Source organism: Asaia sp. HumB (assembly GCF_030263835.1).
GTDB lineage: Bacteria > Pseudomonadota > Alphaproteobacteria > Acetobacterales > Acetobacteraceae > Asaia > Asaia bogorensis.
Genome location: NZ_JARPML010000002.1, coordinates 16,876 through 38,147 on the forward strand (window position 1 = coordinate 16,876; position 21,272 = coordinate 38,147).

The 21,272-nt window shown below is 59.8% G+C and carries 25 protein-coding genes and 1 tRNA gene; 22 read left to right on the top strand and 4 right to left on the bottom strand.

Translation table 11 applies throughout. The features are described 5' to 3' along the window. Nucleotides 1-45: 45 nt before the first annotated feature. The 19 genes from P5689_RS01400 (at nt 46) to P5689_RS01490 (ending at nt 13,656) form a co-directional block, all read left to right on the top strand. Nucleotides 46-2,199 carry a hypothetical protein gene (locus P5689_RS01400; RefSeq protein WP_285531835.1) on the top strand — a complete coding sequence of 718 codons (2,154 nt, stop codon included), beginning with the start codon at nt 46-48 and terminating at the stop codon, nt 2,197-2,199. Then, nucleotides 2,199-2,954, top strand: a complete 756-nt coding sequence (locus P5689_RS01405) for a hypothetical protein (protein ID WP_285531836.1) — start codon at nt 2,199-2,201, stop codon at nt 2,952-2,954. The genes P5689_RS01400 and P5689_RS01405 overlap by 1 nt, the downstream gene beginning before the upstream one ends. Continuing rightward, nucleotides 2,954-3,247: a phage baseplate plug protein gene (locus P5689_RS01410; protein WP_285531837.1), complete on the top strand. Its 294-nt coding sequence runs from the start codon at nt 2,954-2,956 to the stop codon at nt 3,245-3,247. The genes P5689_RS01405 and P5689_RS01410 overlap by 1 nt, the downstream gene beginning before the upstream one ends. Beyond that, nucleotides 3,247-4,281: a hypothetical protein gene (locus P5689_RS01415; protein ID WP_285531838.1), complete on the top strand. Its 1,035-nt coding sequence runs from the start codon at nt 3,247-3,249 to the stop codon at nt 4,279-4,281. The genes P5689_RS01410 and P5689_RS01415 overlap by 1 nt, the downstream gene beginning before the upstream one ends. Next, a complete protein-coding gene (locus P5689_RS01420; RefSeq protein ID WP_285531839.1) occupies nt 4,278-4,916 on the top strand; it encodes a Gp138 family membrane-puncturing spike protein in 639 nt (212 codons plus the stop codon). Before P5689_RS01415 ends, P5689_RS01420 begins: the two co-directional genes overlap by 4 nt. Nucleotides 4,917-5,000: 84 nt before the next feature. Then, nucleotides 5,001-5,354, top strand: coding sequence for a hypothetical protein (locus tag P5689_RS01425; RefSeq protein WP_285531840.1), 354 nt, complete (start codon nt 5,001-5,003; stop codon nt 5,352-5,354). Beyond that, the gene (locus P5689_RS01430; protein WP_285531842.1) at nt 5,341-6,567 is read left to right on the top strand and encodes a baseplate J/gp47 family protein; all 1,227 of its coding nucleotides are present in this window, start codon (nt 5,341-5,343) and stop codon (nt 6,565-6,567) included. The genes P5689_RS01425 and P5689_RS01430 overlap by 14 nt, the downstream gene beginning before the upstream one ends. Nucleotides 6,568-6,571: 4 nt before the next feature. Then, complete coding sequence (locus P5689_RS01435) at nt 6,572-7,150, top strand: DUF2612 domain-containing protein (RefSeq protein WP_285531843.1); 579 nt, start codon at nt 6,572-6,574, stop codon at nt 7,148-7,150. Nucleotides 7,151-7,174: 24 nt separating this feature from the next. Then, entirely contained in the window at nt 7,175-9,010 is a 1,836-nt protein-coding gene (locus P5689_RS01440) for a hypothetical protein (protein WP_285531844.1), read from the top strand. Then, entirely contained in the window at nt 9,007-9,231 is a 225-nt protein-coding gene (locus P5689_RS01445) for a hypothetical protein (RefSeq protein ID WP_285531845.1), read from the top strand. Before P5689_RS01440 ends, P5689_RS01445 begins: the two co-directional genes overlap by 4 nt. A gap of 6 nt (nt 9,232-9,237) precedes the next feature. Further along, nucleotides 9,238-9,753 carry a hypothetical protein gene (locus P5689_RS01450; protein WP_285531846.1) on the top strand — a complete coding sequence of 172 codons (516 nt, stop codon included), beginning with the start codon at nt 9,238-9,240 and terminating at the stop codon, nt 9,751-9,753. Next, nucleotides 9,750-11,513, top strand: coding sequence for a hypothetical protein (locus P5689_RS01455; RefSeq protein ID WP_285531847.1), 1,764 nt, complete (start codon nt 9,750-9,752; stop codon nt 11,511-11,513). The genes P5689_RS01450 and P5689_RS01455 overlap by 4 nt, the downstream gene beginning before the upstream one ends. An 85-nt stretch (nt 11,514-11,598) precedes the next feature. Beyond that, nucleotides 11,599-11,889 (top strand): hypothetical protein, encoded by a 291-nt coding sequence (locus P5689_RS01460; protein ID WP_285531848.1) that lies wholly within the window; start codon nt 11,599-11,601, stop codon nt 11,887-11,889. Continuing rightward, nucleotides 11,886-12,377, top strand: coding sequence for a lysozyme (locus P5689_RS01465; RefSeq protein ID WP_285531849.1), 492 nt, complete (start codon nt 11,886-11,888; stop codon nt 12,375-12,377). Before P5689_RS01460 ends, P5689_RS01465 begins: the two co-directional genes overlap by 4 nt. Further along, a complete protein-coding gene (locus tag P5689_RS01470) occupies nt 12,374-12,604 on the top strand; it encodes a hypothetical protein (RefSeq protein WP_285531850.1) in 231 nt (76 codons plus the stop codon). The genes P5689_RS01465 and P5689_RS01470 overlap by 4 nt, the downstream gene beginning before the upstream one ends. A gap of 87 nt (nt 12,605-12,691) precedes the next feature. Then, nucleotides 12,692-12,901 carry a hypothetical protein gene (locus P5689_RS01475; protein WP_285531851.1) on the top strand — a complete coding sequence of 70 codons (210 nt, stop codon included), beginning with the start codon at nt 12,692-12,694 and terminating at the stop codon, nt 12,899-12,901. Further along, nucleotides 12,894-13,226, top strand: a complete 333-nt coding sequence (locus P5689_RS01480; protein WP_285531852.1) for a hypothetical protein — start codon at nt 12,894-12,896, stop codon at nt 13,224-13,226. The genes P5689_RS01475 and P5689_RS01480 overlap by 8 nt, the downstream gene beginning before the upstream one ends. Beyond that, a complete protein-coding gene (locus P5689_RS01485) occupies nt 13,223-13,471 on the top strand; it encodes a hypothetical protein (protein ID WP_285531853.1) in 249 nt (82 codons plus the stop codon). The genes P5689_RS01480 and P5689_RS01485 overlap by 4 nt, the downstream gene beginning before the upstream one ends. Next, complete coding sequence (locus P5689_RS01490; RefSeq protein WP_285531854.1) at nt 13,468-13,656, top strand: hypothetical protein; 189 nt, start codon at nt 13,468-13,470, stop codon at nt 13,654-13,656. The genes P5689_RS01485 and P5689_RS01490 overlap by 4 nt, the downstream gene beginning before the upstream one ends. 56 nt (nt 13,657-13,712) lie before the next feature. Here the strand turns inward: P5689_RS01490 and P5689_RS01495 are convergent, their stop codons facing one another. The 4 genes from P5689_RS01495 to P5689_RS01510 all read right to left on the bottom strand — a co-directional run bounded on the left by P5689_RS01495 (nt 13,713) and on the right by P5689_RS01510 (nt 17,725). Then, nucleotides 13,713-14,219, bottom strand: coding sequence for a hypothetical protein (locus P5689_RS01495; RefSeq protein ID WP_285531855.1), 507 nt, complete (start codon nt 14,217-14,219; stop codon nt 13,713-13,715). 500 nt (nt 14,220-14,719) lie between these two features. Beyond that, nucleotides 14,720-14,794 (bottom strand) — tRNA-Val (locus P5689_RS01500). A 66-nt stretch (nt 14,795-14,860) separates the two neighbouring features. Further along, nucleotides 14,861-16,747 carry a hypothetical protein gene (locus tag P5689_RS01505; RefSeq protein WP_285531856.1) on the bottom strand — a complete coding sequence of 629 codons (1,887 nt, stop codon included), beginning with the start codon at nt 16,745-16,747 and terminating at the stop codon, nt 14,861-14,863. A gap of 48 nt (nt 16,748-16,795) precedes the next feature. Next, a complete protein-coding gene (locus tag P5689_RS01510; RefSeq protein ID WP_285531857.1) occupies nt 16,796-17,725 on the bottom strand; it encodes a mitochondrial fission ELM1 family protein in 930 nt (309 codons plus the stop codon). Nucleotides 17,726-17,770: 45 nt separating this feature from the next. Between P5689_RS01510 and P5689_RS01515 the strand changes: the two genes are divergently transcribed. The 3 genes from P5689_RS01515 to P5689_RS01525 are packed head-to-tail and all read left to right on the top strand — an operon-like array spanning nt 17,771 to nt 21,143. After that, a complete protein-coding gene (locus tag P5689_RS01515) occupies nt 17,771-18,895 on the top strand; it encodes a DEAD/DEAH box helicase (protein ID WP_285531858.1) in 1,125 nt (374 codons plus the stop codon). 47 nt (nt 18,896-18,942) lie between these two features. After that, nucleotides 18,943-20,118, top strand: a complete 1,176-nt coding sequence (argE, locus tag P5689_RS01520; RefSeq protein WP_285531859.1) for an acetylornithine deacetylase — start codon at nt 18,943-18,945, stop codon at nt 20,116-20,118. Then, entirely contained in the window at nt 20,115-21,143 is a 1,029-nt protein-coding gene (locus P5689_RS01525; RefSeq protein ID WP_035443851.1) for a succinylglutamate desuccinylase/aspartoacylase family protein, read from the top strand. The genes argE and P5689_RS01525 overlap by 4 nt, the downstream gene beginning before the upstream one ends. The last annotated feature ends 129 nt before the right edge of the window (nt 21,144-21,272 follow it).

Genomic DNA, 21,272 nt, shown 5'->3' on the forward strand with positions numbered 1-21,272 from the left:
CCCATGGTTCGCCCTGGGGGCTTTTTTCGTTTTGGAGCCCTGAAAATGTCCATTATCGATCGCCTCGTCATTCAGCTTGGGATGGACACAAAGGGGTTCTCAGGCGAGGCGCGCAAATCGGTCGAGCAGTTGCGCGAGGTCGAGAAGCAGGCTCAGGCCACCGGGTCGGGCATGGAGCGCGATGGGGTCAAGGCCGCGTCGTTCTTCTCGGGCGTTCGGCGCGAGGCGCTGGCTATGTTCGCCGTGTTCACGGGCGGGAAGAGCCTGAAGGCTTTCGTGACCGATACTGCGCAGGCCAATGCGCAACTTGGCTACATGGCCCGCAATCTGAACATGGACCCATCGCAGCTTTACCGGCTTGAGGCGGCGGCAAAGGCGGCAGGGGGCAGCTTTGGAGAAGTGGCGCAGTCCTTTGGCTCTCTCCAGCAGCGTCTTACCGACCCTAAGCAATGGGGAGAAATCACTAACGCCTTCTCGCAGTTGGGCGTAACCGACTTTCTCGATAAAAAAGGGAACATCAACGCTGATCTCCCGGCCCTTCTAAACCGTGGCATCCGTGCGCAGCATGACTCCACCGCCAAGGCGATTGCCTTGATGGACCAACTGGGGCTTGGCTCAGGTATCAAAAACCAGGCCCTGATGGGAGAGGCAGAGTTCTCGAGGTTTCAAACCGATCAGCACAAAATGAGCACTCCCAGCTCAGGAGATCTCAAGAACCTCGCCGCGCTCAATCAGTCTATTTTAAAACTGAAGGAAGAGAACGACCAACTCGCGACCTCACTTGCGGGGCAGCTCTCACCTGAGCTTCAAAGGGTTATCGACCAGTTCACGAAGTGGGAGCAAGAGAACCCCGGGCCTGCAAAGTTTATCGCTGGTATTACGGCGGCTGTTGATGAGCTTGGGAAGTCATTTGGGGGGCTGGGGAATATCCTTACTGGCTTGGCGAGCTTGGCAATCGCCAGGAAGCTGTTTGGCGGTGACAAAAAGAAGCTTGCAGAACTCTTGGAGCAGGTAAAGAAACTCAAGGAAGAGATTGCGAAGGGCGCGCCTGCTGAAGCCGCAAAAAAAGGGATTCCGACTGGCAAGACTCAGCCGATGGGGTCAACCTACCTCGAGAAAGGTTGGCTCAGCAGATCTCTTCCAGAGGCACCGAAAGCCGCAACGCCTTGGGGTCTCGTCGCTGTAGCCGCCTCGGAAATCATGAAGCCGCAGTCCACCAACGATGGCGAGGCCAAGCTGCTGGAGCAAATGCGGGCAGAGGGCCGGACTGGCGTACATGCTCGCGGACTCGCCAGCCAATCACCCCTCTTCGATCTGTTCGCTCAGCGCGTGGCGCTCAGGGAAAGCGGGGGCGATTATAACAAGATTGGCGGCTACAACGATGCGTACTCTGGGAAATACCAGATGGGCACAAGCGCGATCAAAGACGCTGCTAACTGGCTGCGAGAGCCCGTGCCGACACGGGAAGCATTTCTTGCAGACCACGAGATGCAGGAGCGATTCTTCCGAGCATTTACCGATAGCAATAACGCCATTCTAAGCTCGAGCAGCGATGCCTACGGAAAACTTGGCGACCTCCAGCGATTTGCCGCGCTTGGATACGCGCACAACCAGGGTGCCGGCGGTGCTGCCGATTGGCTGAAGACTGGGGCAAGCCGCCGCGATGGCTTCGGGACTGACGCGCAAGAGTATGCGATAGATATTCTGAAAGCTGGCTCTGATAAGTTGGCGCAGGACGCTCCCCCAAACGGGGGGGCGCAGACCGTCCTGCGATATGACGCCCCCAAGGCCGAGCAGGAAACCGCGATTAAACGTCTCGCAGCCGGTGTGGATGCTCATCTGCGCGGCCAAAAGCCTGCCGTGAGTCTCGGCCGCGAAGATATAGCGATGCTCCTCCAGCGCCGCGACCAGCCGCAGAGCGTCAGTCCGCAAGCTGACGCGATCAAGGCTTGGCGTGATCAACAGGCGCAGGCAGTGCAGTCGATCGGGACGGGCGACGTGCCAAGAATGGCCGCCTCAGTTACCGCAGGTTCAAGTCCTGGCTCTGTTTCAAACACCACGACAACGAACCACAACGCCTCATTTAACGGGGACGTGGTGATCCACACCAACGCAACGGACGCTCAGGGCATGGCTCGCGATGCAGTGCCCCAGCTTCGCAAGCAGCTATCATCCAACAATATGGCGGGATTACAGTGATGGCGTTTCCAACAATTCCCCTGCCAGACGTGTGGGACGTGCCGGTTATGGTGGGCGTCCCTGCCCTGCTAGGTCAATCGATCGGAAATGGCGTCACTGCCTCAATTTCCAATCTGCTTGGCCAAGAGGTCGCGAATATCCAGATTGCGAACGCTTTCAAGGATTGGGGCATATTCAGGAGCAACGAAGCCGTTCTTACGGCGGCTCACGTTCTCGGCGTCGAATATGAGATGCGCTACCAAATTTCGACGGCACCGACCGAGGACGGTAATTTCACCTCATATAACAAGGCGAAGTTCCCCTATCTCAGCCGGATCTTGATGGTTTGCGATGGGAGCGAAAGCGGCAGCACGATAACGGGTGGCTTTGAAAACGGCCTCACGGCTGGCTTCAAGCAAATCCTCGGATCAATCACCGGAGCTGCGCCGCTACAGGTCCGCAAAAGCTTTTTCGACACGCTCGAACAGATCGTTGCAGATACCAATCTGTATGACATCCATATGCCAGAGCGCAGCTACACCAACGCGAATATCGTTGGATATCGCTTCCGGCGCACTGAACGTGATGGAGTCACGATGCCGGTGGTTGAGATCGAGTTGCAGGAGGTGCGTACCACTGCCACGCAGGGCTACAGAAACACGCAGGCGCGAACGGTTTCAGCGTCTGACCCCGTTCAGGCAGGACAGGTGCAAATTCAGAAGCTTCCGAGCGGCGCACCCGATCTCGTGGGGCTCATGAGCGGGATATCAGGCTGATGGCTGGAATCATACCTCTGGCCGCAACGCCAAGCCAGACGCTCAATGTCGTTCTCAGCGGGCAAAATATCAGGCTCGATGTGCAGCAGCGCCGCACCGGGATCTACCTCAACGTGTGGCAAAATGAGACGCAAGTCGTCTCCGGCACCCTCGCTTTGACCGGAACCTACATCGTCAGGGCAGCATATCTTGGCCTTCCCGGCGATTTCGCCTTTATCGATCTGCAAGGATCCGATGATCCGGATTACTCCGGCTTTGGGACGCGCTGGTTTCTCTTCTACTCGGGGGCGTAATGTCAGACACCGCAACGGCGCGTGCTGCGCGCCTACCTCGCAGTTTCACGCAAAAGAAGATCCGGGTGACTTTCACGGTCGCCAGGCGAGGTCTGGGCAACGGCTCTACCAGCGATGAGGTGACGCTCGAGGGATACCGCTGTCAGATAGAGGTTCTTAGCGCGGGCCTCCGTGTCGGGCAGTCCTGCAATCTGCGCATCTATGGGGTTAGCCTTCCTATCATGAACCGGCTTTCCATGCTGGCTTACCCGATCGATCCTGTTTACCTCGATGCCATCCGCACGACGTACAACACCGTTCGCGTTGAGGCCGGAGACGATGAAACCGGACTGGCCACGATCTATTACGGGATCATATCCGAGGCATTTGCCGACTTCAGTTCTATCCCAGAGCCCGCGTTTCAGGTCTACTCGCAAAGCGTACAAGGCCCGAATGTCGCGATTGTCCCGGCGCAGACCTACAAGGCTGGAACCTCGATCGCAGAGATTATCTCCAACCTGGCCGCACAGTCCGGATACACCTTCGTAAACTACGGACTGAATGCGCGTTTACCTGCTGATCAGTACCTACACGGCACGCTCGATCAACAGATTGGACAGCTTTATAAAGCCTTCAAATTCATCCACACGATCAGGAATGGCGAAGCGACCGCATCGGACACCGCTCCGAGATACCAGGTCACGGTTTGGTCCCGGAACCTTCAGGACATACAGGCGGCAGTCATTCCTAAGATCAGCGCCCGCACCGGCCTGATCGGATATCCCTCATACAACTCATCCGGCATCTATTTCACAACGCTGTTTGATCGACGCCTGCAATTCATGGCGCCGATCGAGGTGGATAGCTCTTATCTGCCTGAGGCTTGGGTCAACAATCAGTCGGGCCAAGTGGCTCCTATTCCCGTGAATGGGACTTGGATACCTTCCCTCGTAGCCCATGAACTTGATGCTGAAATACCCAATGGTCGTTGGTTCACGCGCGTTGAAGCAGTGCGAGCCGACAAGTTTGGCGCAGTAAAGGCCCCAACATCATGACAAATCCGATGACGCTCTCTTCCATCTTCGCCCACAATACGGATGCGGGCGCGATCGATGCGGCGATTGAGAGACATATCTCCGATCTGGGCACCCCCATCCTCGTTCAGGTCAAAGCCGTCCATGGCGGCGGCGTGTCGCTGGTGGGTCAGGTGGATGTTCAGCCCATGGTTCACATGCAGGACGGCCAGGGCAAGACGTACCCTCACGGCGTCATAACGGGCGTTCCCTATCTGCGTGTGCAGGGCGGCACCTCGGCGCTGATCATTGATCCCGTGGTGGGAGATATCGGCTTCGTCATGGTGTCCGGCCGCGATATTCAGAATGTCATCACGTCACGCAAACCCTCGGCTCCGGGCTCTTTCCGGATGCACTCCATGAGCGACTGCGTCTATGTGGGCGGGTTTCTCAACGGCCCGCCCAATCAGTTCATCATCATGAACGGTGACGGCATCCGCATCGTCTCACCGGGCACTGTTCGCATCGAAGCGAACGCCGCTGAAATCGCCTGCGGTCTCAAGGTTGACGGGCCTATCACGGCCACCGGAGACGTGACCGGCAACGGCATCTCCCTCGACAATCACACGCATATGGGTGTGCAGACTGGTAGTGGCTCGACTGGCAAGCCGCAGTGATCCTGTTTCTCTGTACTTTGACCAAACAGCGTGCCATAAACCGATAGCCTGCCGATAATCCGGCCAGTCCCAAGGAAATCAGCAATGCAATCCCTCCTGCTTGATCGCACGGAATGGGACCTCGTGCTTGATCGGTCGGGCAATATCGCGATCTGCTCCGAGCCCTATTCGGTGCTTCAGGACGTATCCAACGCCATCCGCGTGTTCCAGGGCGAATGCTACTACGACACGTCAAAAGGCTTGCCGTATCAGGCTCAGATCCTCGGCAAGTCGCAGTCCGTACCGATTTTCCAGCGCCTCGCTGAAGCCGCCGCCCGCACTGTTCCGCTGGTCCAGGACGCCTCGTGTGTCGTGTCCCGACTGGGCGGCGACCGGGGCCTTTCCGGTATTATGCAAATCACCCTGACGACAGGCGAAACGCTCGATGTCCAGTTCTAGCGGCACCACCTCGATTCCGGCGCTCACGATTACGAGCGCAGGCGTGGTTGCGCCTGATGAACTGGACGTTTTGGCGGGTGCGCTGACCGACATAAGCGCCGCGATGGGCGGGAACGTCAATCAGGATCTGTCCACGCCTCAGGGCCAGATTGCCACGTCAGAGGCAGCGGCAATTGGCAATTGCTATGACGCCATTCTGGCGGTTGCAAACGGCGTTGATCCCAAGATTGCCTCTGGCCGGATGCAGGACGCAATCGGCAACATCTATTTCATGACCCGCGTTCCAGCGACGGCCACAACCGTTGCTGTGTCGATCGTGGGTACGGCTGGGCAGGTTGTGTCCTCGGGTAGCATCATCGCAACGGATGGCGTCTATCAATACGCCCTTACGGCTGACGTGACGATCCCGGCTGGCGGCACGGCCTCGGCCACGGTGGAGAACACCGAGACAGGCCCCCTCGCCTGCTCTGCCAATTCCCTGTCGCTCTACCAATACACGGCTGGCGTCTCGTCAGTGTCCAACGCCTCACCCGGCGTTCTCGGATCTGACGCAGAAGGCCGGATTGCGTTCGAGGAGCGGCGGAACAACTCGGTTTCTGCCAACTCGACCAGCCAAACCGCCTCGATCCTTGGGCAGGTCCTCAAGCTGAGCAGCGTCACAGATGCCTATGCATACAGTAACGGGACAGCAGCGGCGGTCACTTATAACGGTGTAAGTGTGCCGGCCAACAGCGTGTATTGCTGCGTAGCGGGTGGTGCGCCTGCTGATATTGGCCTCGCGATCATGCAGAAGAAAAGCCCCGGTTGCGGCACAGCGGGCGGAACGAGCGTGCAGGTTCAGGACCCGGCAGCCGTCTATAATGGCAACGGGCCAACCTACACGATCAACTATGCAGTGGCACAGGCCACGCCAGTCTATCTGGCCGTGACCATCAAGAACGGTGTCGATGTGCCTTCCGATGCCCTGACCCAGATCCAGGCAGCCGTTCTGGCGCAGTTCGCGTCTGGCGGGAGTTCGGGCCTGCGTCCGACAATCGCCAGCACGATCTATGCGAGCCAGTTTGGCTGCGCGATCATGTCCCTTGGAACCTGGGCGCGGCTGGTGACGCTGCAAATCGGCACTACAGCCCCGGCCAGTCAGAACCTGGTCACGATGACCATGGCTCAGGTGCCGACCATGGCAGCCGGGAACATCTCTCTGACGCTGGTGTGATGCGATGGATATCTATGACACCATCCTCTCGCAGTATTCCAATTCGCCCCGGCTCTGCACGATCATTCAATCCTTTGCTGGGGCAGTCGATCCCGAGGCGTTCTTCGACCTCTGGTACGATCAGGTCTGGAACCCCTCAACCGCGACAGGCTGGGGCTTGGACGTGTGGGGCCGCATCGTCGGTGTCGGGCGAGTGCTGCAGGTCACGGAGAGCGGATATATCGGCTTCGATGAAGCGGCCGCCAACGGCACATCGACAGCGATCCGCGAATTCAACGCAGGCATTTGGTACAGTGGGCAGCCGACGACTACGAACGTCGCACTTACTGATGATGCCTATCGCAAGCTGATCTTCGCCAAAGCAGCCGCAAATATCACCGACTGTTCGATCACGTCGCTGAACAATATTCTCATGACGCTCTTCGGTGATTCTGGCCGCTGCTACGTCATCGACAATCAGAACATGACGATGACCTATCGCTTCGACTTCGTGCCGACGCCGGTGCAGTTATCGATCATCTATCGTTCCGGGGTTCTGCCCCAGCCTTCGGGCGTGAACGTCTCCTACTCCTTCGAGGAATGACGGCAGCAGCCGGGCAGGAAAATCATGAAAAAGACTGACTTCTCGCCGCAGTTCCCTACTGTATGGGGGGCCGGGGCCGATAGCGCACACCTTCAATATCCCATCCCCGGATCTTCCTCAGATCTAGGAAGGGCTTCCCTTATCCTAGGCTTCCCTCCGGCGACGTTCGTTCCGCCTGAAGCCGGAGGGTCATTCATGTTCGGAGAGGACATGAACGGCGCGCTCCGGATGCTTGCAACAGCAGCTCAGAACTACGAAAGCGGCGTGTTTCCGCCCTTCTCTGCGTCTTTTGCCCAATCCGTTGGCGGCTATCCCCAAGGCTGCGTCGTTGCCGACCCCACCACCACCGGCCTCTTCTGGGTCTCCACCGCCGACAACAACCTGACTACGCCCGGTGCGCAGGGTGCGTCGTGGGCCAATCTGTTCGCGGGGCTTATTAGCGAGAAAGAGGCGGAGGCTACCTACTTCCCCCTGACAGGCGGAAACATACTAGGCCAAACGTTCGTCACAGCATCGTTCAGTCAGGGCGATGAAACTACGACCCAGCCAATCGGGGTTGCTTTAGGTGGCCTGCAATTCTATCTGCAACTCACCAATAACGGCGCAGCAAGTGCCACCTACGGGCGTCTAGTTCTTCGTGACGGTGCCGGGGGCTACCACATTGGTATCCAGATCGATAATGCCGGCAATGTGACGGATAGCCAGGGAAGGCCTTTCTTAAGTGCCCCGGAGGCTGCAGCTACATATATCAGGCAAGGAGGCGGGAGTACCGACTTCTCTGTCCTGGCAGCAGGCGTCAACGAGAAAACAACGACCCCCTGGGTCTCGTACGTGGATGGCAGCGGCACTACCCAGTACCTATTCATGCAACCGTCAGGGAGCTATGTAACCAATCCCGGAGGTACTAACGGCGGTATTAAAGCCGCTGCCATAGACCAGCCTACTGGTGCTCCATCATTCCAAGATGGGAACGGAAACTGGCATACCGTCCAGCCCGCCGGGAGCTACCAGGCCGCCGGGAACTACCTGGAGACGGACGAGACGAGCCAGCAGAGCGTAGCGGGGCCGGTCTCCTTTACGCGGAACCCGACTGGAACGACTGCGGCTTTTGGGGCGAGCGATAAGTCTTTTGCTACGACTGAATTTGCCACCCGGCTGAATTCGGGGCGCTTGCGCGGCAAGTCTGTGTTCACTTCGTCCGGAAATTACTATCCGCCTCGACAGGACGCCTCACTCGTATTCCGCGTGCGCTTGGTCGGCGCGGGCGGTGGTGGGGCTACTGCAGTGCCCCAGGATGCATACGCTTGTAACGCAGGCGCTGGTGGTACAGCGGGGGCGTATGTTGATGTCTGGTTCACCTATGCACAGCTTTTCTCGGGCGTCGATAACACGTCTGTGCAGGTCATCATAGGCAATGGTGGCGCCGCTAATTCTACTGGGGGAGCGAGCTCCATCGGCAACGCCGTGACATGCCCAGGCGGGTACGGCGCACCTTTCGCGAACGCGGGGGGGTTCTCAACCATAAGCCCGGCAGCGCCCTACAGTGCGAGCCCTTCATTTCCTAATGGGGTCTTATTCCAAGATATCGCCGTGCCGGGGCCAAGCGGCACAATGGGTGTGGTTCTGGACCCGCAGAATGGTGGAAATTTCTTCGCATTCTCAGGCAACGGCGGCGCTTCGCCGATGGGCTCAAGCGGTTACGGGGTCGGAAATGGTACACCGGGAGTTGCTGGCACCCTTGGTGGTGGCGGAGGTGGCGCGTGCGGCGCCCGATCAACCAGTGGAACTTCCGCGCAGTACACAGGCGGCTTCGGCGGCAATGGAACCGCGATCATAGAGTGTTATGAGGGTATCACATGATCGATACGGCAATGAACAGCGTCCAGAGCGCGGCGGACCCCGCGACCCACGCCTACGCGATTATCGACGCCTCCGGTGAGGTCGTAAATCGCATCGTCTGGGATGGCCAGGGCAACCTGATACTGCCGACCGGCCAGTATTGGGTAGAGGATGACGCATCGGCCTACCCCATTGGAAGCACCTATAAGGCACCCACTTCCACATCCGGCACAGCAGGATAACCACCCATGACCTGGCGCCCATCAGCGCGGATCGTGCGCCCTGGCGGGTGCGCGACTGCGAACCTGCGTGGTATGACCTTGCAACCTCTGCTTGCATGGCCTGACAGCAACATCAACGGCGGCGCTGATTACAGCGTCGATTTCTCGCGGCTTCTCGCGCCCGGTGAAACGATCAAGGCATTGGCCTTCGATACGGATGGTGCCGGGACGCAGGCATGGACCTCGCTGACCGATACGATCTGCACAGCCTGGATCTCATGGGCGCAGGCTGGAACGCTAGCCGTCACGGTTTGCGTGCTTGGCAGTTCGGGCGCGACCTATCAGGTGGTCGTTGCGATTACGGTCAGTGCTTCCCCTGCTCTCGTTCCGGCCTCGCCACCCACGGCACCCGGCGTCGATATCAACAGCGTGAACGATGCCACCATGTCGGCATGGCTGGCGTCTCTGCCGACCTCGGCACCGACCGCTGGGGGCTGGTGGAACAATGCCAATATCCCGACCTATGCAGGAACCCCGCCATGAAGCGCCTTGCGGCTTTAATTGCCCTCCTGCCGTCTCTCGCCTTTGGTCAATCTTCAGGCAGGCAGTTCGTACCGCCAAACGGCCTGCCAATGGATACCCCGCTTGGTACGGCGCGCAATGCGGACGGGTCGGGCGTCGTTACCTTTGCCACCCTGCAGGCCGGGATCTCGTCGGCGGTCACTTCCGCCCAGATGCAGAGCGCCCTGGCGGACTACCTGACGACCTCGGCGGCCGCCTCGACCTATGCGACACCCGCCAATGTATTGGCAGCGGTTCGGATAGAGGCAACGAGGGCGACAAACGCGGAGACGGCCAATGCTGCCTCGATCAGTGCTCTGCAGTCGAGTGCACTCAGCAGGACGGATGCCGCAGCTTCTTACCTTGCGCTGTCTGGTGGCTCTCTGACCGGAAGCGTGACAGCATCAGGCGACCCGACCAAGGGAGGCTTTATTGTCTCTGATCCCCTGCAATCCGGGATGGCCACAAGCCTTTGGTATGATGCCAACAAGGGTGAATTTACGATCGAGAACAGCACTGGGCTGAATAACGCGCTCGCCCTCAAGACGACGAATGCGAACGGCTTTGCTGCGTTGGCTTTCGATGGGCCGGATATGGCCTATGGCGGCAATTTCGAGCATGGAGCGGTCGGCTGGGGTCCGGGCCTGAAATATGGCCCCGATGTCGGATATGATTACTTCGAGATCAGCCGGTTTACCTATGACGCCACGTTCAACCGGCAGCCTGTCCCTTTCATTTGGCAGACAACGGGCACAGAACTCGTACCCTGGGGCATGACCACGGCTTATGGCATCGTAACCAAGGGAAGCGCCTCGATCACATGCGCAGGTGGGTGCACATTCCCCGGCGGGGCGGGACAGATCCTCGATACCCCTGCGGAATATGGCCTGTTCCCTGCTGGCACGACCATCGTTTCCGGCGCGGGCACACAGACGATAACGCTGAGCAACGCAGCTCTCGCATCGTCTGCCAGCACCTCAACGGGCACATACTTCCGGTTTGGCAATGCTGAAGGGTCTCAGCACGACTTCCTCGTTTATACGCCGATGGGGAACGCTGACTATTACCGTTTCGGTGATGCCAAATGGGGCAATTTCACAAACGCGCCGTTCTTCTCCATCGACCGGGTGAACGGCCGCCTTGGCGTGGGTAACCCGCTGCCTGCAACACCGCTCGATGTGTCCGGCGCGATCCTGTCCAACGTTTCGGGCGTGACCAGCCTCAATGCCTACTCTGGCACCGGGGCACTGAATGCCCAGGTCTCACCCGGCGTGGCAGGGCAAAAGAATATCCTGCACGCCTATGCGGTCAGCACCAATCAGTTCAACCTGAATTGGGAAGCCAACCCGCAGCGCATCGCCATGCAGGATGTAAACGCCGGTGCCAATATTTTCGAGTTTCGTATGGATGGTAGCTGGCAGAGCCAGCAATACGCCCACCCTGTCACTACGGTCACTGCGAACACAACCCTGAGCAACACGGCGCAGTGCGGGCAGACCGTCGCTGTAAACTCAAGCTCGGCAGTCACGGTCACGGTGGCAAATTACACACTCGTTGGATGTCGTATCACAGTGACTCAACTCGGCACCGGGGCCGTTATCATCGCACCTGCATCGGGCCTGACGCTGGGCAGTTACGGCACGCAGGCTCAGACAGGGCCTTACACCGTGCCCGGCCAATATGCTTCGGCAGTCATTGAAGCGAAAGCGCCCACCCTCGCGACAGTCGAGCGGGGCCAATGAGTGCCCGGCCTGTTCCATCTTCTCAAGCCGCCCCTCACCGGGCGGCTTTTTTATTGGAGGCGACATGAGCGCCCAGAGTGATGCCATGCCCATCGATCAAATCGCCGACCATGACAGGCGGCTGACGATCCTTGAGAGATCCGTGGCCGAAATCCGCGCCGAATATCGCTCGCTCTCCGACAAGCTGATGCAGATGCACGGCGAGAACAAGGCCAGTGCCGCGGCGCGGGAAAAGGCAACCCTGAGCGCGATCGGCGCCGTGGCGGCCAAGGTCGAAAGGCTCGGCGATCTCAGGGGGTGGGCGAAATGGGCGCTCGTCGTCACGGGGATCGCGTTCGGCTATGCGAGCGCTCATTTCGCGGGGTGGGTGCAATGACCGGCATCGACATCGCAATCGCGCTGATCTCGCGTGACGACTTCGAGGGGCTGAGCCTCAAGCCCTATCTCTGCCCGGCCAATTACTGGACCATCGGCTACGGCAATCGCTTCCTCGGTGACGGCACGCCTGTCACAGCGACGACGAAGCCGATCACCCAGGCGCAAGCCCTCGACCTGCTGCGGAACACGGTCATGACCCTGCAGGAGAAGCTCCGCTCGTTCGTGACCGTCCCGCTGACGGATTACCAGGAGGGCGCCTTGCTCTCATGGCAGTTCAATGTCGGCACCAACGCGGCCAAGGGATCGACCCTCGTACGACGCCTGAACCAGCGCCTCTACAACTCGGCCGCACAGCAATTCCTCGTCTGGGACAAGGCCACGGTAAACGGACAGCTTATCGTCCTGCCCGGCCTTCAGCGCCGCCGCAAGATTGAGAGCGGCGTGTTCCTCGGGCGCGGTATCCCCACAACTGGAGTATCCGCATGAACTTCGACTGGCAGACGATCTATCAGACCGTCTTTCCCTTCCTGCCCGCCTCCCTTGCCGGCGACGCGACAACGATCCTCACCTTCATCGTGGCCCTGGCCGCCGTGATCGCCCGCTTCTGGCCGCGCCCGGCTGACGGCTCGAAGTGGCTCCCCCTTTACCTGCTCGTCAACAGCGTCGGCATGAACGGCAAGCACGCCACCAACGCCGACGACGCCAAGCCCTGACTGACGACACCGGCAATCGGGCCGGGATCAGTTCTTTCTATTTCACAGCAGCGGCCAGTTCGGGCCGCGCATCCATCGGAGGCCATCATGGCTGACACTGACAGCGCCCTCACCGTCATTGAGGGTATCGGCGCGAACATCGTTCCTGAACTCGTGGGCACCCTGCTCACCAAGTATGAGCCGAACTGCGATATCGCCGGGGCCAAGGTGGCCGTCTCTGGCCTCGTGGCCAATGCGATCGCCCTGCAGAAGGCGCTCGACAGCAAGCCTGCAACGGAGGCCGCCCCCAATGCGTAAGCTCTTCGCCATTCTCAGCGTCTTCTGCCTCATCGGGCTCACGGCCTGCGATGCCAGCCAGACGAACCTTCGCAAGGCCGGGTACGCCACGATCCAGGCGTACAATGCCACGGCCCCACTTGCCCTCGCCTACGCCCAGCAGCCGAGCGCAGACCCCGACATCAAGGCATCGATCAAGACGGCCAGTGCTGACGCGATGAAAGTCATCACGCCGCTCGGGACCGATCTTCAGTCGTCCACCCCCCTCACCGCGCTTGAGGTATCGGCCGCAACTGCTGCCGTTGCCGCGCTTCAGGCACAGATTGCCACGGAGACCGTGAAGTGAATCACACATTCAAAGGAACACCAGATAGCCGTCAGTCTGATGATGCCGCCATTCCAACATCACGCTTTCGTCCGCGTTATCGTGCGCTGACGGACGATGAGAAGGCGTTGCATGACGCGCTCAAGGACAAAGCTTCCGAACTCGAGGCGCTGATCGAAAAGGTCAAGGCTGGTCGGTATCGGGCGCTCGCTCTGACTTCTCTCGAAGAGTCGATCATGTGGACCGTGAAGGAATTGACGTCATGAACGCAGCACTCATTGCCGCGATCGTGCAGGGCGTCGTCGCCGCTGTCGAGGAAGTGCCGAACATCATCCAGGTGATCGAGGACGCCATCTCCGCCAGCAAGTCGGGTGATGGCCCGACGACTGACCAAATCGCCGCCGCGCTGAAGCAGGCGCAGGCTACGGATGCCGCCATTCAGGCTTCGTGAGGAAAAAGTATCCCGCGGGGCTCAGCACACATGTCTGGCCCCGCCCCAACACCAGTTTATACAGGCGCGCTGGGGGGCAAGACTACTTTGGCGTCTATCCCTCGCTCTATGAGGCGGTCTGCCCATTCTCCGGGCAATTGATAATAATCGATGTATCCGTTCTCGGGTCTGTTCGTGACGAAGAGAGGATGGCTCTTGCCGAACTGCCCAGGCGCGCTCTCAGCGCTGAACAGCTCGCTCATGATATTCTCGGCCTGACGCTGATATGCATCAGCTATTCTGATTGTAGCCATATCTGTCTCTCTGATCGCGGTGAATCGCTCAATGCAAGACTGTCGCAGGTCAATTGATTCATCATCAGCTCGCCGCCATGCAACAGAATAATCCGGCGCCTGATGCGCGGGCGTTCCTGGCCCGCGATGCGGCCACATGTTCGAGCGCTTCAACTGCTCGGTGATCTTCTGGGCCAGCGCGTCCATCTCCGCCCCGGTCATCTTGGCGTTCACACGCCTCGGCTTGCCTCGGTAGTCGAGCGAGATCGACATGCGGATGGCGAAGGTCACGTCTTCTTCGGAGGCTGGGGTTAGGTCTGTCATGATAGAGAACAGAACGCGAACAAGAGCGGGAGTCAATTAAAACCGCCCGCACAAGCAAAGGGCGGCCCGAAAGCCGCCCCTGCCTATCACCACCACGATGATCGCTGCGTGCCGGGCTTGATACCGGCTATCGCTGACGGACGCTCACGCGCTGATGGAGCCTTTCCACCGATTAACCGTCTGACATGCTTGCTCTGGGCTGGTGAGCCGCATGATCTCGCTTAGGGAGAGCCCTCTCCCGCGTGTCCATCCATGCCGCCGCAGCCCACGTAGAATCGCACGATCTGGCGGGGCAGTACAAGGGGAAAGCGACTCGCGCCCAATGAGAACAGGGCGCGAACAAACTGCACGGATTTTGCACGGATCGGGCCGGACGACTCTAGACCGCAGTAGATCGGGATAGATCGAGAAGATGGGTGGGTTAGACCCTACAATCTTCAAAAAACGCTGATTTCTGCGGGTGAGGATGGTGGGTGCGACAGGGATTGAACCTGTGACCCCTGCCGTGTGAAGGCAGTGCTCTACCGCTGAGCTACGCACCCATCCTGCGGTGCCGCGTCTCTAGCAAAGGCCCGATGACGCGGCAATACGGAAAATGAAAAAAAGGATCAGAACCCGAACATATGGTCGAGCGAGAACCCTGCCGAAGCATCGCGCTGCCCATGATAGCCGAACAGACGGCAGCTCAGATCACGGATCAGCACATAGCCGCCAATCCCTGCCTCAGCCAGTTTTTCGGCACCAAAGATCTCATGCGGCCAAACCATATAGGAGCCCGATGGATTGATGCTAATCTTGCGGCGCTCCAGCTCGACGCCATCATTCGAATAGAGATGCAGAATCGTCTCTGAGGGCGCTGTTCCCTCCACCGAGGCCGGATGAATCAGGCAGGAGAAGCTTTCATGGCCCTCCTGACCGAGCTTGAGAAAGAGACGTGTCGTCAGACCCGGCGGGGGACCGGCGTAGGATTGTGGCTCGCTACGCCATGTCATCAGCGTGTTGAAGATATGCCCACCGAAGCTGGTCTCGGCCGCATGGCCATTCTCGCGGTTCTCGTAGCGCATCAGGGCGTGCATCCAGCCGTCGCCCTCGCCACCGTCGCGGAAATCATACACGAGGTCGGCATGGCCAGCGCAGTCAGTCAGCTCATGCAGGGCAATCGCTGTCTCATGATTGCGCGGCAGATTGCCTAGAAACTTCTGTCTGATGAGCGTCCCTTCATCATCGAAAACATCGAGACGCAGCGGGAGGCTGGTGATCTTTTCCGACATCGGGTTCGGCTGCACCACGCTGGTGAAGCGCTTGGGGTCGAGAATGGGGAAAGGCAACACAAACCCACGGCCCATCGAAGGCGGCAGCTTGCGCAACGCTGGTTCGGGTGCGAGGTCACGGCGCTCCACGTTCAGATGGGCAATACGGGTCAGGGCCCCTTCTGTAATCTCGTAGCGTGGCCGTACGATGTGGTTACCCGAACGCAACTCAAGCTGGGCCGGCCAGGCGATATCCTTCACAAGCGCGCCCACATCGAGCGCATAGGTGGAGAATGGGCCAACCTCGACCGCAACCGGGAAATGCGTTTCCTCGCCCATCTGATTGAGCGTGATGGCACCCGCCGGAATGGGCGTTGCATGGCTGTTCTGGATCCAGAGGACCAGCGTCTCACCAGGGCGCGGTGCCGGCAGCGTTGCGAAACGTGGAGATGGCCAGGCATTGGCGTCATGCGTGACCGAGAGGCTGGGCTCGCCATTCTTGCCATAGGTGTCGAGCGCATATTTCACGACATCATGCCCACGCGCACCGAGCACATGAACGAAAAGCTGACCGCAGAAAGCCGGCAGATCGTAACGCGCCCGTACCACGGCACTGTCCACAACAATACCGGCAGGCGCGTCGGGAATTTCCTCTTCCCATTCAGCCAGGATCTCGCCCTTGTCGTCATAAAGGCGGAACCAGTAACGCACATCGGTCGCGTCGTAATTGCACCAATAATTCGCCGTGACGAGCCGTGTGCTGAAGCGCTCATCATCACGGAAGAACGCAAAGTTCGTCGCGAAATTAAGCTTGTCGAGATAGTTGCGCGGATTGCTCAGCATGGAGTCCGGCAATTTTGCAGGCTCCAGAGAGAAAATCTGCTGATCGGCATGGGTGACGCGCGCGAGGCGCGACAACATCTTTTCATGCTCGAAGGAGAGGGCAAGCACCTGCCTGGCCTCGGAGGATGAAAGGTCCGTCAGGGCCAGCTTCTCGCCGCCCAGCCCATCATCCTTTCCCACCTGCTCGCTGTCATGCGTGTAGACACCGCAGGAAGGCGTGAGTCCGGGGTACAGGGCGACCAGCGTACGCAGCACATTGCCCGGGTCATAAATCGCAAAGCCACCTCCAGCCGCTAGTGTCGCTTCCAGTCGCCTCAGAGCCTCGCTCGCCAAGGGATGCGCAAGCGCCTTGTAGAGGATGTTTCCGCCGCCCTGAGCGTCGAAGGTGATGATATCGAGCATGGTCGTCCTGTACCCGTTTTCTTTATTACGGACCCCGCCACTCCTTGTTCAGAGAGCGAGACGCCGACGCATTTCATCGGCTGCTCTGCCGGTATCGTCAAGCGGCGTTATAGCCCACGGCTCCCACGCCCCCGTGAACGGACGGACGCGCCCGGCCTCGGCCAGTGTCTCGACAAAGGTCCGGATGCGCCGTGAACGCCCCGGCAGATCAATGATCAAGACCGGCGCTGTCGTGGCGGCGGCCTCCGAGATCATCGACACGCTGTCCGTCGTCACGGCAATCATATCGGCGCAGGCAAGCATACCCAGATAGGGATTATCGCCCTGCCCGTCCCATATCATGGCGCGTGACGGATCCAGCGCCTCGCGCAACACCGCCAAAGCTGCCGGATCGGTTCGGCGTGAGGGTGTAAGGGCAATCGTCACATCCTGCGTCCGGACGATCCCGGCAAGCTGTGCGCCAAGTGTTGCGGCTTCATTCACGCCAAAACTGAACCGGCCATTCGCGCCGCCAATCAGAACGGACAAAAGGGCCTTTTTGCCTGTTCGCAGCCTGCTCTCCCACAGGGTCCGGGCTTCGGACAGCTTGGCAGGGGTCACGCCATGCAGGGCGGTTCGGGCCGCCACGACATTGGGTCCAGCCATGCGATCATGAACATTGGCCACAATCAGGTCAAAGCGTGCCGCATCCATGCGGGGGTTCTGTATCTGCACCAGCGGCAGGCCGGTGCGCTTTTTCAGCGCTGCCCCGACTGCCCCGCCTGTCCCGCCAACGCTGACAAGCAGGCGGGTGTCGCCCGGCAGCACGATCGGTGCCGTAGCACGCAGCGGATCGGGGCAGAATCTCGTGGGGATACGGCGCCAGACTCCCCCGATCCGCACAGGATGAAAATGCCATTCCAGCCCCGCACGCTCGACAAGACCGCTTGCCTGGGCGCGCATTCCAGCAAAATCTTCAGCAATGATGGCTACACTCATAACTCGGTAATTCCTTCACCGGCAGAACTTTGGCAAGAAGCATCCATGAGTGATGTTCAAGATCCTGCCGCCTTTCCATTCGACCCGCTGGTCAGCGCGGGCCTCAAGCAAGTAGGCATAGAGAAACCCAATGAGGTGCAGACCCGCGTCTGGCCCGAACTGAATGACAGGCGCGATGTGCTTCTTGTGGCACAGACCGGCTCTGGAAAGACCGCGGCTTATGCAGCGCCCGCCTTCCAGCGCCTTCTGTCGCTCTCCGCAGAACGGCAACCCGGCGCACCCCGTGTGCTGATTCTGGCCCCGACCCGTGAGCTGGTGACCCAGATCGCCGGTGTATGCCGCCAGATCGGCAGACGCCTGCCCTTTCGCACGCGTCTGCTCTGCGGCGGCCTCCCCAAGGATGCGCAGATCGAGGCGCTCGCAGAGGGCGTGGATATTGCGGTTGCCACCCCTGGCCGCCTGATCGATCTCCTCGCCAGCGGCGCCTGCAGGCTCGATCTTGTCAGCATGCTGATCGTGGATGAAGTTGATCAGATGCTCGACGAGGACTTCCTTGCAGCAATGGATGATATCATCCTGCATTTGCCGCAGGAACGCCAGGCCATGCTGTGCTCTGCCACGCTGCCGCCCACGGGCCGCGCCCTGGCCAGTCGCCTGCTTCACAAACCCGTCACGCTTGAATTCGAAAGCCAGACCGTCACGCCGCGTCGTATCAAGCAGCGCGCCATGTTTGTTGAGGCCGAGGAAAAGCTGGCCACCCTCACCCGCCTGTGTACCGAAACCGAGGGACGCCAGATCGTGTTCCTGCGCACAAAGGCTTCGGTGGACCAGATTGGAAAGCACCTCCGCAAGGCAGGTCTGCCCGTCACAACGCTGCATGGTGATCTGGCACAGGGCGCACGACAGAAGGCGGTAGAGGCCCTGCGCAGCGGGCGATCCATGATCCTGCTCACAACGGATGTCGCAGCCCGAGGGCTCGACATTGATGATGTGGCGCTCGTCCTCAATTACGATCTGCCCGAGAAGGCCGAAACCTATGTGCACCGCATTGGCCGCACGGCGCGGGCAGGCAAGCGCGGCGCGGCCCTGTCCTTCTGCACGCGTGATGAGCGGCTTTTGCTGAGGGCGATTGAAAAGGAGATCGGCTACCGTATCAGCATCGTTTCCTGAGTTACACGGCCTTGAGGTTTTTGACAGGCAGGGTCTAAACTCTCCTCATGACCGCTCCCAAGGCCCAGACGATGGATATCATTGCGATTCTGGAAAAGCTTGTCTCGTTCGATACGACAAGCCGTCATGCCAATGCGCCCCTCATCGACTGGATTACTGCGCTGCTCGATGAGCAGGATGTGGCCTATACGCGCAATCGTGGGCCAGAAGACGGCAAATGGAACCTGCATGCCATTATCGGCCCGGTAGCGCCCGGTGGTCTGGCCTTGTCTGGCCATGTCGATTGTGTGCCCGTCGAGGGACAGGACTGGTCTCGTGATCCTTTCAGCCTCACCCGGCAGGATGAGAAACTCTACGCGCGCGGCGCCACCGACATGAAGGGGTTTGTGGCCGCCATGCTGGCTGCCATACCCCGGATCCGAAGCCTGCCCCTGCGCAAGCCTGTCCATCTCTTCTTCACCTTCGACGAGGAAATCACCTGCAACGGTGCCCGCTATCTGATCGAGGATGTCATCTCACGCGGCCTGATGCCCGATCTGTGCGTGATTGGTGAGCCCACCATGCTCGCGCCGATCATCGCCCATAAAGGGCGATTCACGGCGCGCGTGGATATCCGGGGCCGCCCCGCCCATTCCTCCCAGCCTGCGCTGGGCGTCAACGCGCTTCACGCCATGGGGCGTGCCATCGCAGCACTCGCAGATATGAGCGACGCTTTCGAACGCGATGGCCCCCATGTCAGCGGTTTCCTGCCCGATCACACGACCATGCAGGTCGGGCTCGCCTGTGGTGGCAGCATTCTGAATATCGTGCCCGAACAAGCCAGTTTCGAGCTCGAATGGCGTGCCGTACCGGGTGACGACAACGCCGCAATTTTCCAGTCCATCACAGAGCGCCTTGCGCCAATCGACGCAGCCCTGCGCATGGCCGATCCGTCCTGCGGGCTGACACTGACGCCCCTTGTCGACCTCTCGCCCCTGAACCTCTCACCCACATCGCCCCTCGTCTCGCTTTTGCAGCAGATTACGGGGCGCAACAGCGCGGGCTATGTCTCTTACGGGACGGAAGCCGGTATCTATCAGCAGGCCGGGCTCGAGACGATCGTGTGTGGCCCCGGTGATATCGCCCAGGCGCACAAACCCGATGAATGGATCACAATAGACCAGCTGGCGCGATGTGAAACCATGATCGACCGCCTTGTCAGACAGGTCTGTCTTGCCGCATGAGTTGCGGGGCATCACCGCGTGATCATCACCCTGTCCGCAGGCGGCGGCAGCGCCTCCTGCCCAGCCTGGCGCTGCCGCGTCGCCTTCCGGAATTCCCAATCCTGATCGACCCACCTGATCTCTCACCGTGGCGGGCCGGCAATAACGGGATAGCCGGTGTCATCGAGCGCGAGAGCCCCGTACCAGGGCCGGAAATCGCGGTGATTTCCCTCATCCACGGCAATGAGTTCGCTGGCGCCGCCGCTGCCGACCGTCTGCTCAGGGAGGATATCAGGCCCCTTTGCGGAACACTGCGCATCGTATTTGCCAATATGGCCGCCTTCGAACGTTTCGACCCGTCAAACCCGACCGCTTCGCGCTTCATCGGTGAAGACCTCAACCGTGTCTGGTCCAATGACAGGCTGAACCAGAAGCCTGGTTCGATTGAAATGGAGCGGGCACAGGAGTTGCTGCCCGTCATCCAGCGCAGCGACATGCTGCTCGATCTCCATTCCATGTTATGGGATTCGTCACCTCTTTTCATCTCGCCGCAGACAGAACGCTCCATCACACTGGCGGGTCTCCTCTCGTCGCAGGCCGACACGCCCTTTTTGACCTTAACCGATCTCGGGCATGTTGGAGGCGCAAGGCTGATTGAGCAGGAGCGTTTCATGGCACCCGGCGGCACAGGGCGCAGCGTGCTGCTTGAGGCAGGTCAGCACTGGCGACCGGAAACGGTCGAGACCAGCGCACGCGTCATTCGTCACTTTGTTGAGAATGCGGGGTTTGTGCATTGGAGCAGCCGGAGCGAGCCGGTTGCCGTTTCACGTCAGGCAATGGTGACCGACAATGTCGTCGCCAGAAGCGCCAGTTTCGGGTTTACCGAGAGTTATATTGGTGGCCAGATGATCGAAAAGGCGGGCACGGTTATCGCGCTGGACGGTGATGATGAAATCTGTACGCCCTACGACCAATGCGTGCTCATCATGCCCAATCTGTGTGTGCGCAGAGGGCAACTCGCGGTGAGGCTCGCGCGCAGGCTATAGGCACGATCCGGTCGCGACAACCAGACGACACTCTGGACACGATCGCGGCGCGATCCAGTCAAACGATCCGCCGTAATCGCCCCGTATGGGCAAAAAAGAGGGGGGCTCATCGCCCCCCTCCTTTTTCGA

Coding starts and splice junctions, on each gene's coding strand:
- P5689_RS01460 (WP_285531848.1), top strand. CDS start 11,599: ATGCCCATCGATCAAATCGCCGACCATGACAGGCGGCTGACGATCCTT.
- P5689_RS01515 (WP_285531858.1), top strand. CDS start 17,771: ATGAGTGATGTTCAAGATCCTGCCGCCTTTCCATTCGACCCGCTGGTC.
- P5689_RS01470 (WP_285531850.1), top strand. CDS start 12,374: ATGAACTTCGACTGGCAGACGATCTATCAGACCGTCTTTCCCTTCCTG.
- P5689_RS01525 (WP_035443851.1), top strand. CDS start 20,115: ATGAGTTGCGGGGCATCACCGCGTGATCATCACCCTGTCCGCAGGCGG.
- P5689_RS01420 (WP_285531839.1), top strand. CDS start 4,278: ATGACAAATCCGATGACGCTCTCTTCCATCTTCGCCCACAATACGGAT.
- P5689_RS01410 (WP_285531837.1), top strand. CDS start 2,954: ATGGCTGGAATCATACCTCTGGCCGCAACGCCAAGCCAGACGCTCAAT.
- P5689_RS01400 (WP_285531835.1), top strand. CDS start 46: ATGTCCATTATCGATCGCCTCGTCATTCAGCTTGGGATGGACACAAAG.
- P5689_RS01455 (WP_285531847.1), top strand. CDS start 9,750: ATGAAGCGCCTTGCGGCTTTAATTGCCCTCCTGCCGTCTCTCGCCTTT.
- P5689_RS01440 (WP_285531844.1), top strand. CDS start 7,175: ATGAAAAAGACTGACTTCTCGCCGCAGTTCCCTACTGTATGGGGGGCC.
- P5689_RS01475 (WP_285531851.1), top strand. CDS start 12,692: ATGGCTGACACTGACAGCGCCCTCACCGTCATTGAGGGTATCGGCGCG.
- P5689_RS01505 (WP_285531856.1), bottom strand. CDS start 16,747: ATGCTCGATATCATCACCTTCGACGCTCAGGGCGGCGGAAACATCCTC.
- P5689_RS01415 (WP_285531838.1), top strand. CDS start 3,247: ATGTCAGACACCGCAACGGCGCGTGCTGCGCGCCTACCTCGCAGTTTC.
- argE (WP_285531859.1), top strand. CDS start 18,943: ATGACCGCTCCCAAGGCCCAGACGATGGATATCATTGCGATTCTGGAA.
- P5689_RS01490 (WP_285531854.1), top strand. CDS start 13,468: ATGAACGCAGCACTCATTGCCGCGATCGTGCAGGGCGTCGTCGCCGCT.
- P5689_RS01465 (WP_285531849.1), top strand. CDS start 11,886: ATGACCGGCATCGACATCGCAATCGCGCTGATCTCGCGTGACGACTTC.
- P5689_RS01480 (WP_285531852.1), top strand. CDS start 12,894: ATGCGTAAGCTCTTCGCCATTCTCAGCGTCTTCTGCCTCATCGGGCTC.
- P5689_RS01405 (WP_285531836.1), top strand. CDS start 2,199: ATGGCGTTTCCAACAATTCCCCTGCCAGACGTGTGGGACGTGCCGGTT.
- P5689_RS01430 (WP_285531842.1), top strand. CDS start 5,341: ATGTCCAGTTCTAGCGGCACCACCTCGATTCCGGCGCTCACGATTACG.
- P5689_RS01445 (WP_285531845.1), top strand. CDS start 9,007: ATGATCGATACGGCAATGAACAGCGTCCAGAGCGCGGCGGACCCCGCG.
- P5689_RS01450 (WP_285531846.1), top strand. CDS start 9,238: ATGACCTGGCGCCCATCAGCGCGGATCGTGCGCCCTGGCGGGTGCGCG.
- P5689_RS01425 (WP_285531840.1), top strand. CDS start 5,001: ATGCAATCCCTCCTGCTTGATCGCACGGAATGGGACCTCGTGCTTGAT.
- P5689_RS01435 (WP_285531843.1), top strand. CDS start 6,572: ATGGATATCTATGACACCATCCTCTCGCAGTATTCCAATTCGCCCCGG.
- P5689_RS01510 (WP_285531857.1), bottom strand. CDS start 17,725: ATGAGTGTAGCCATCATTGCTGAAGATTTTGCTGGAATGCGCGCCCAG.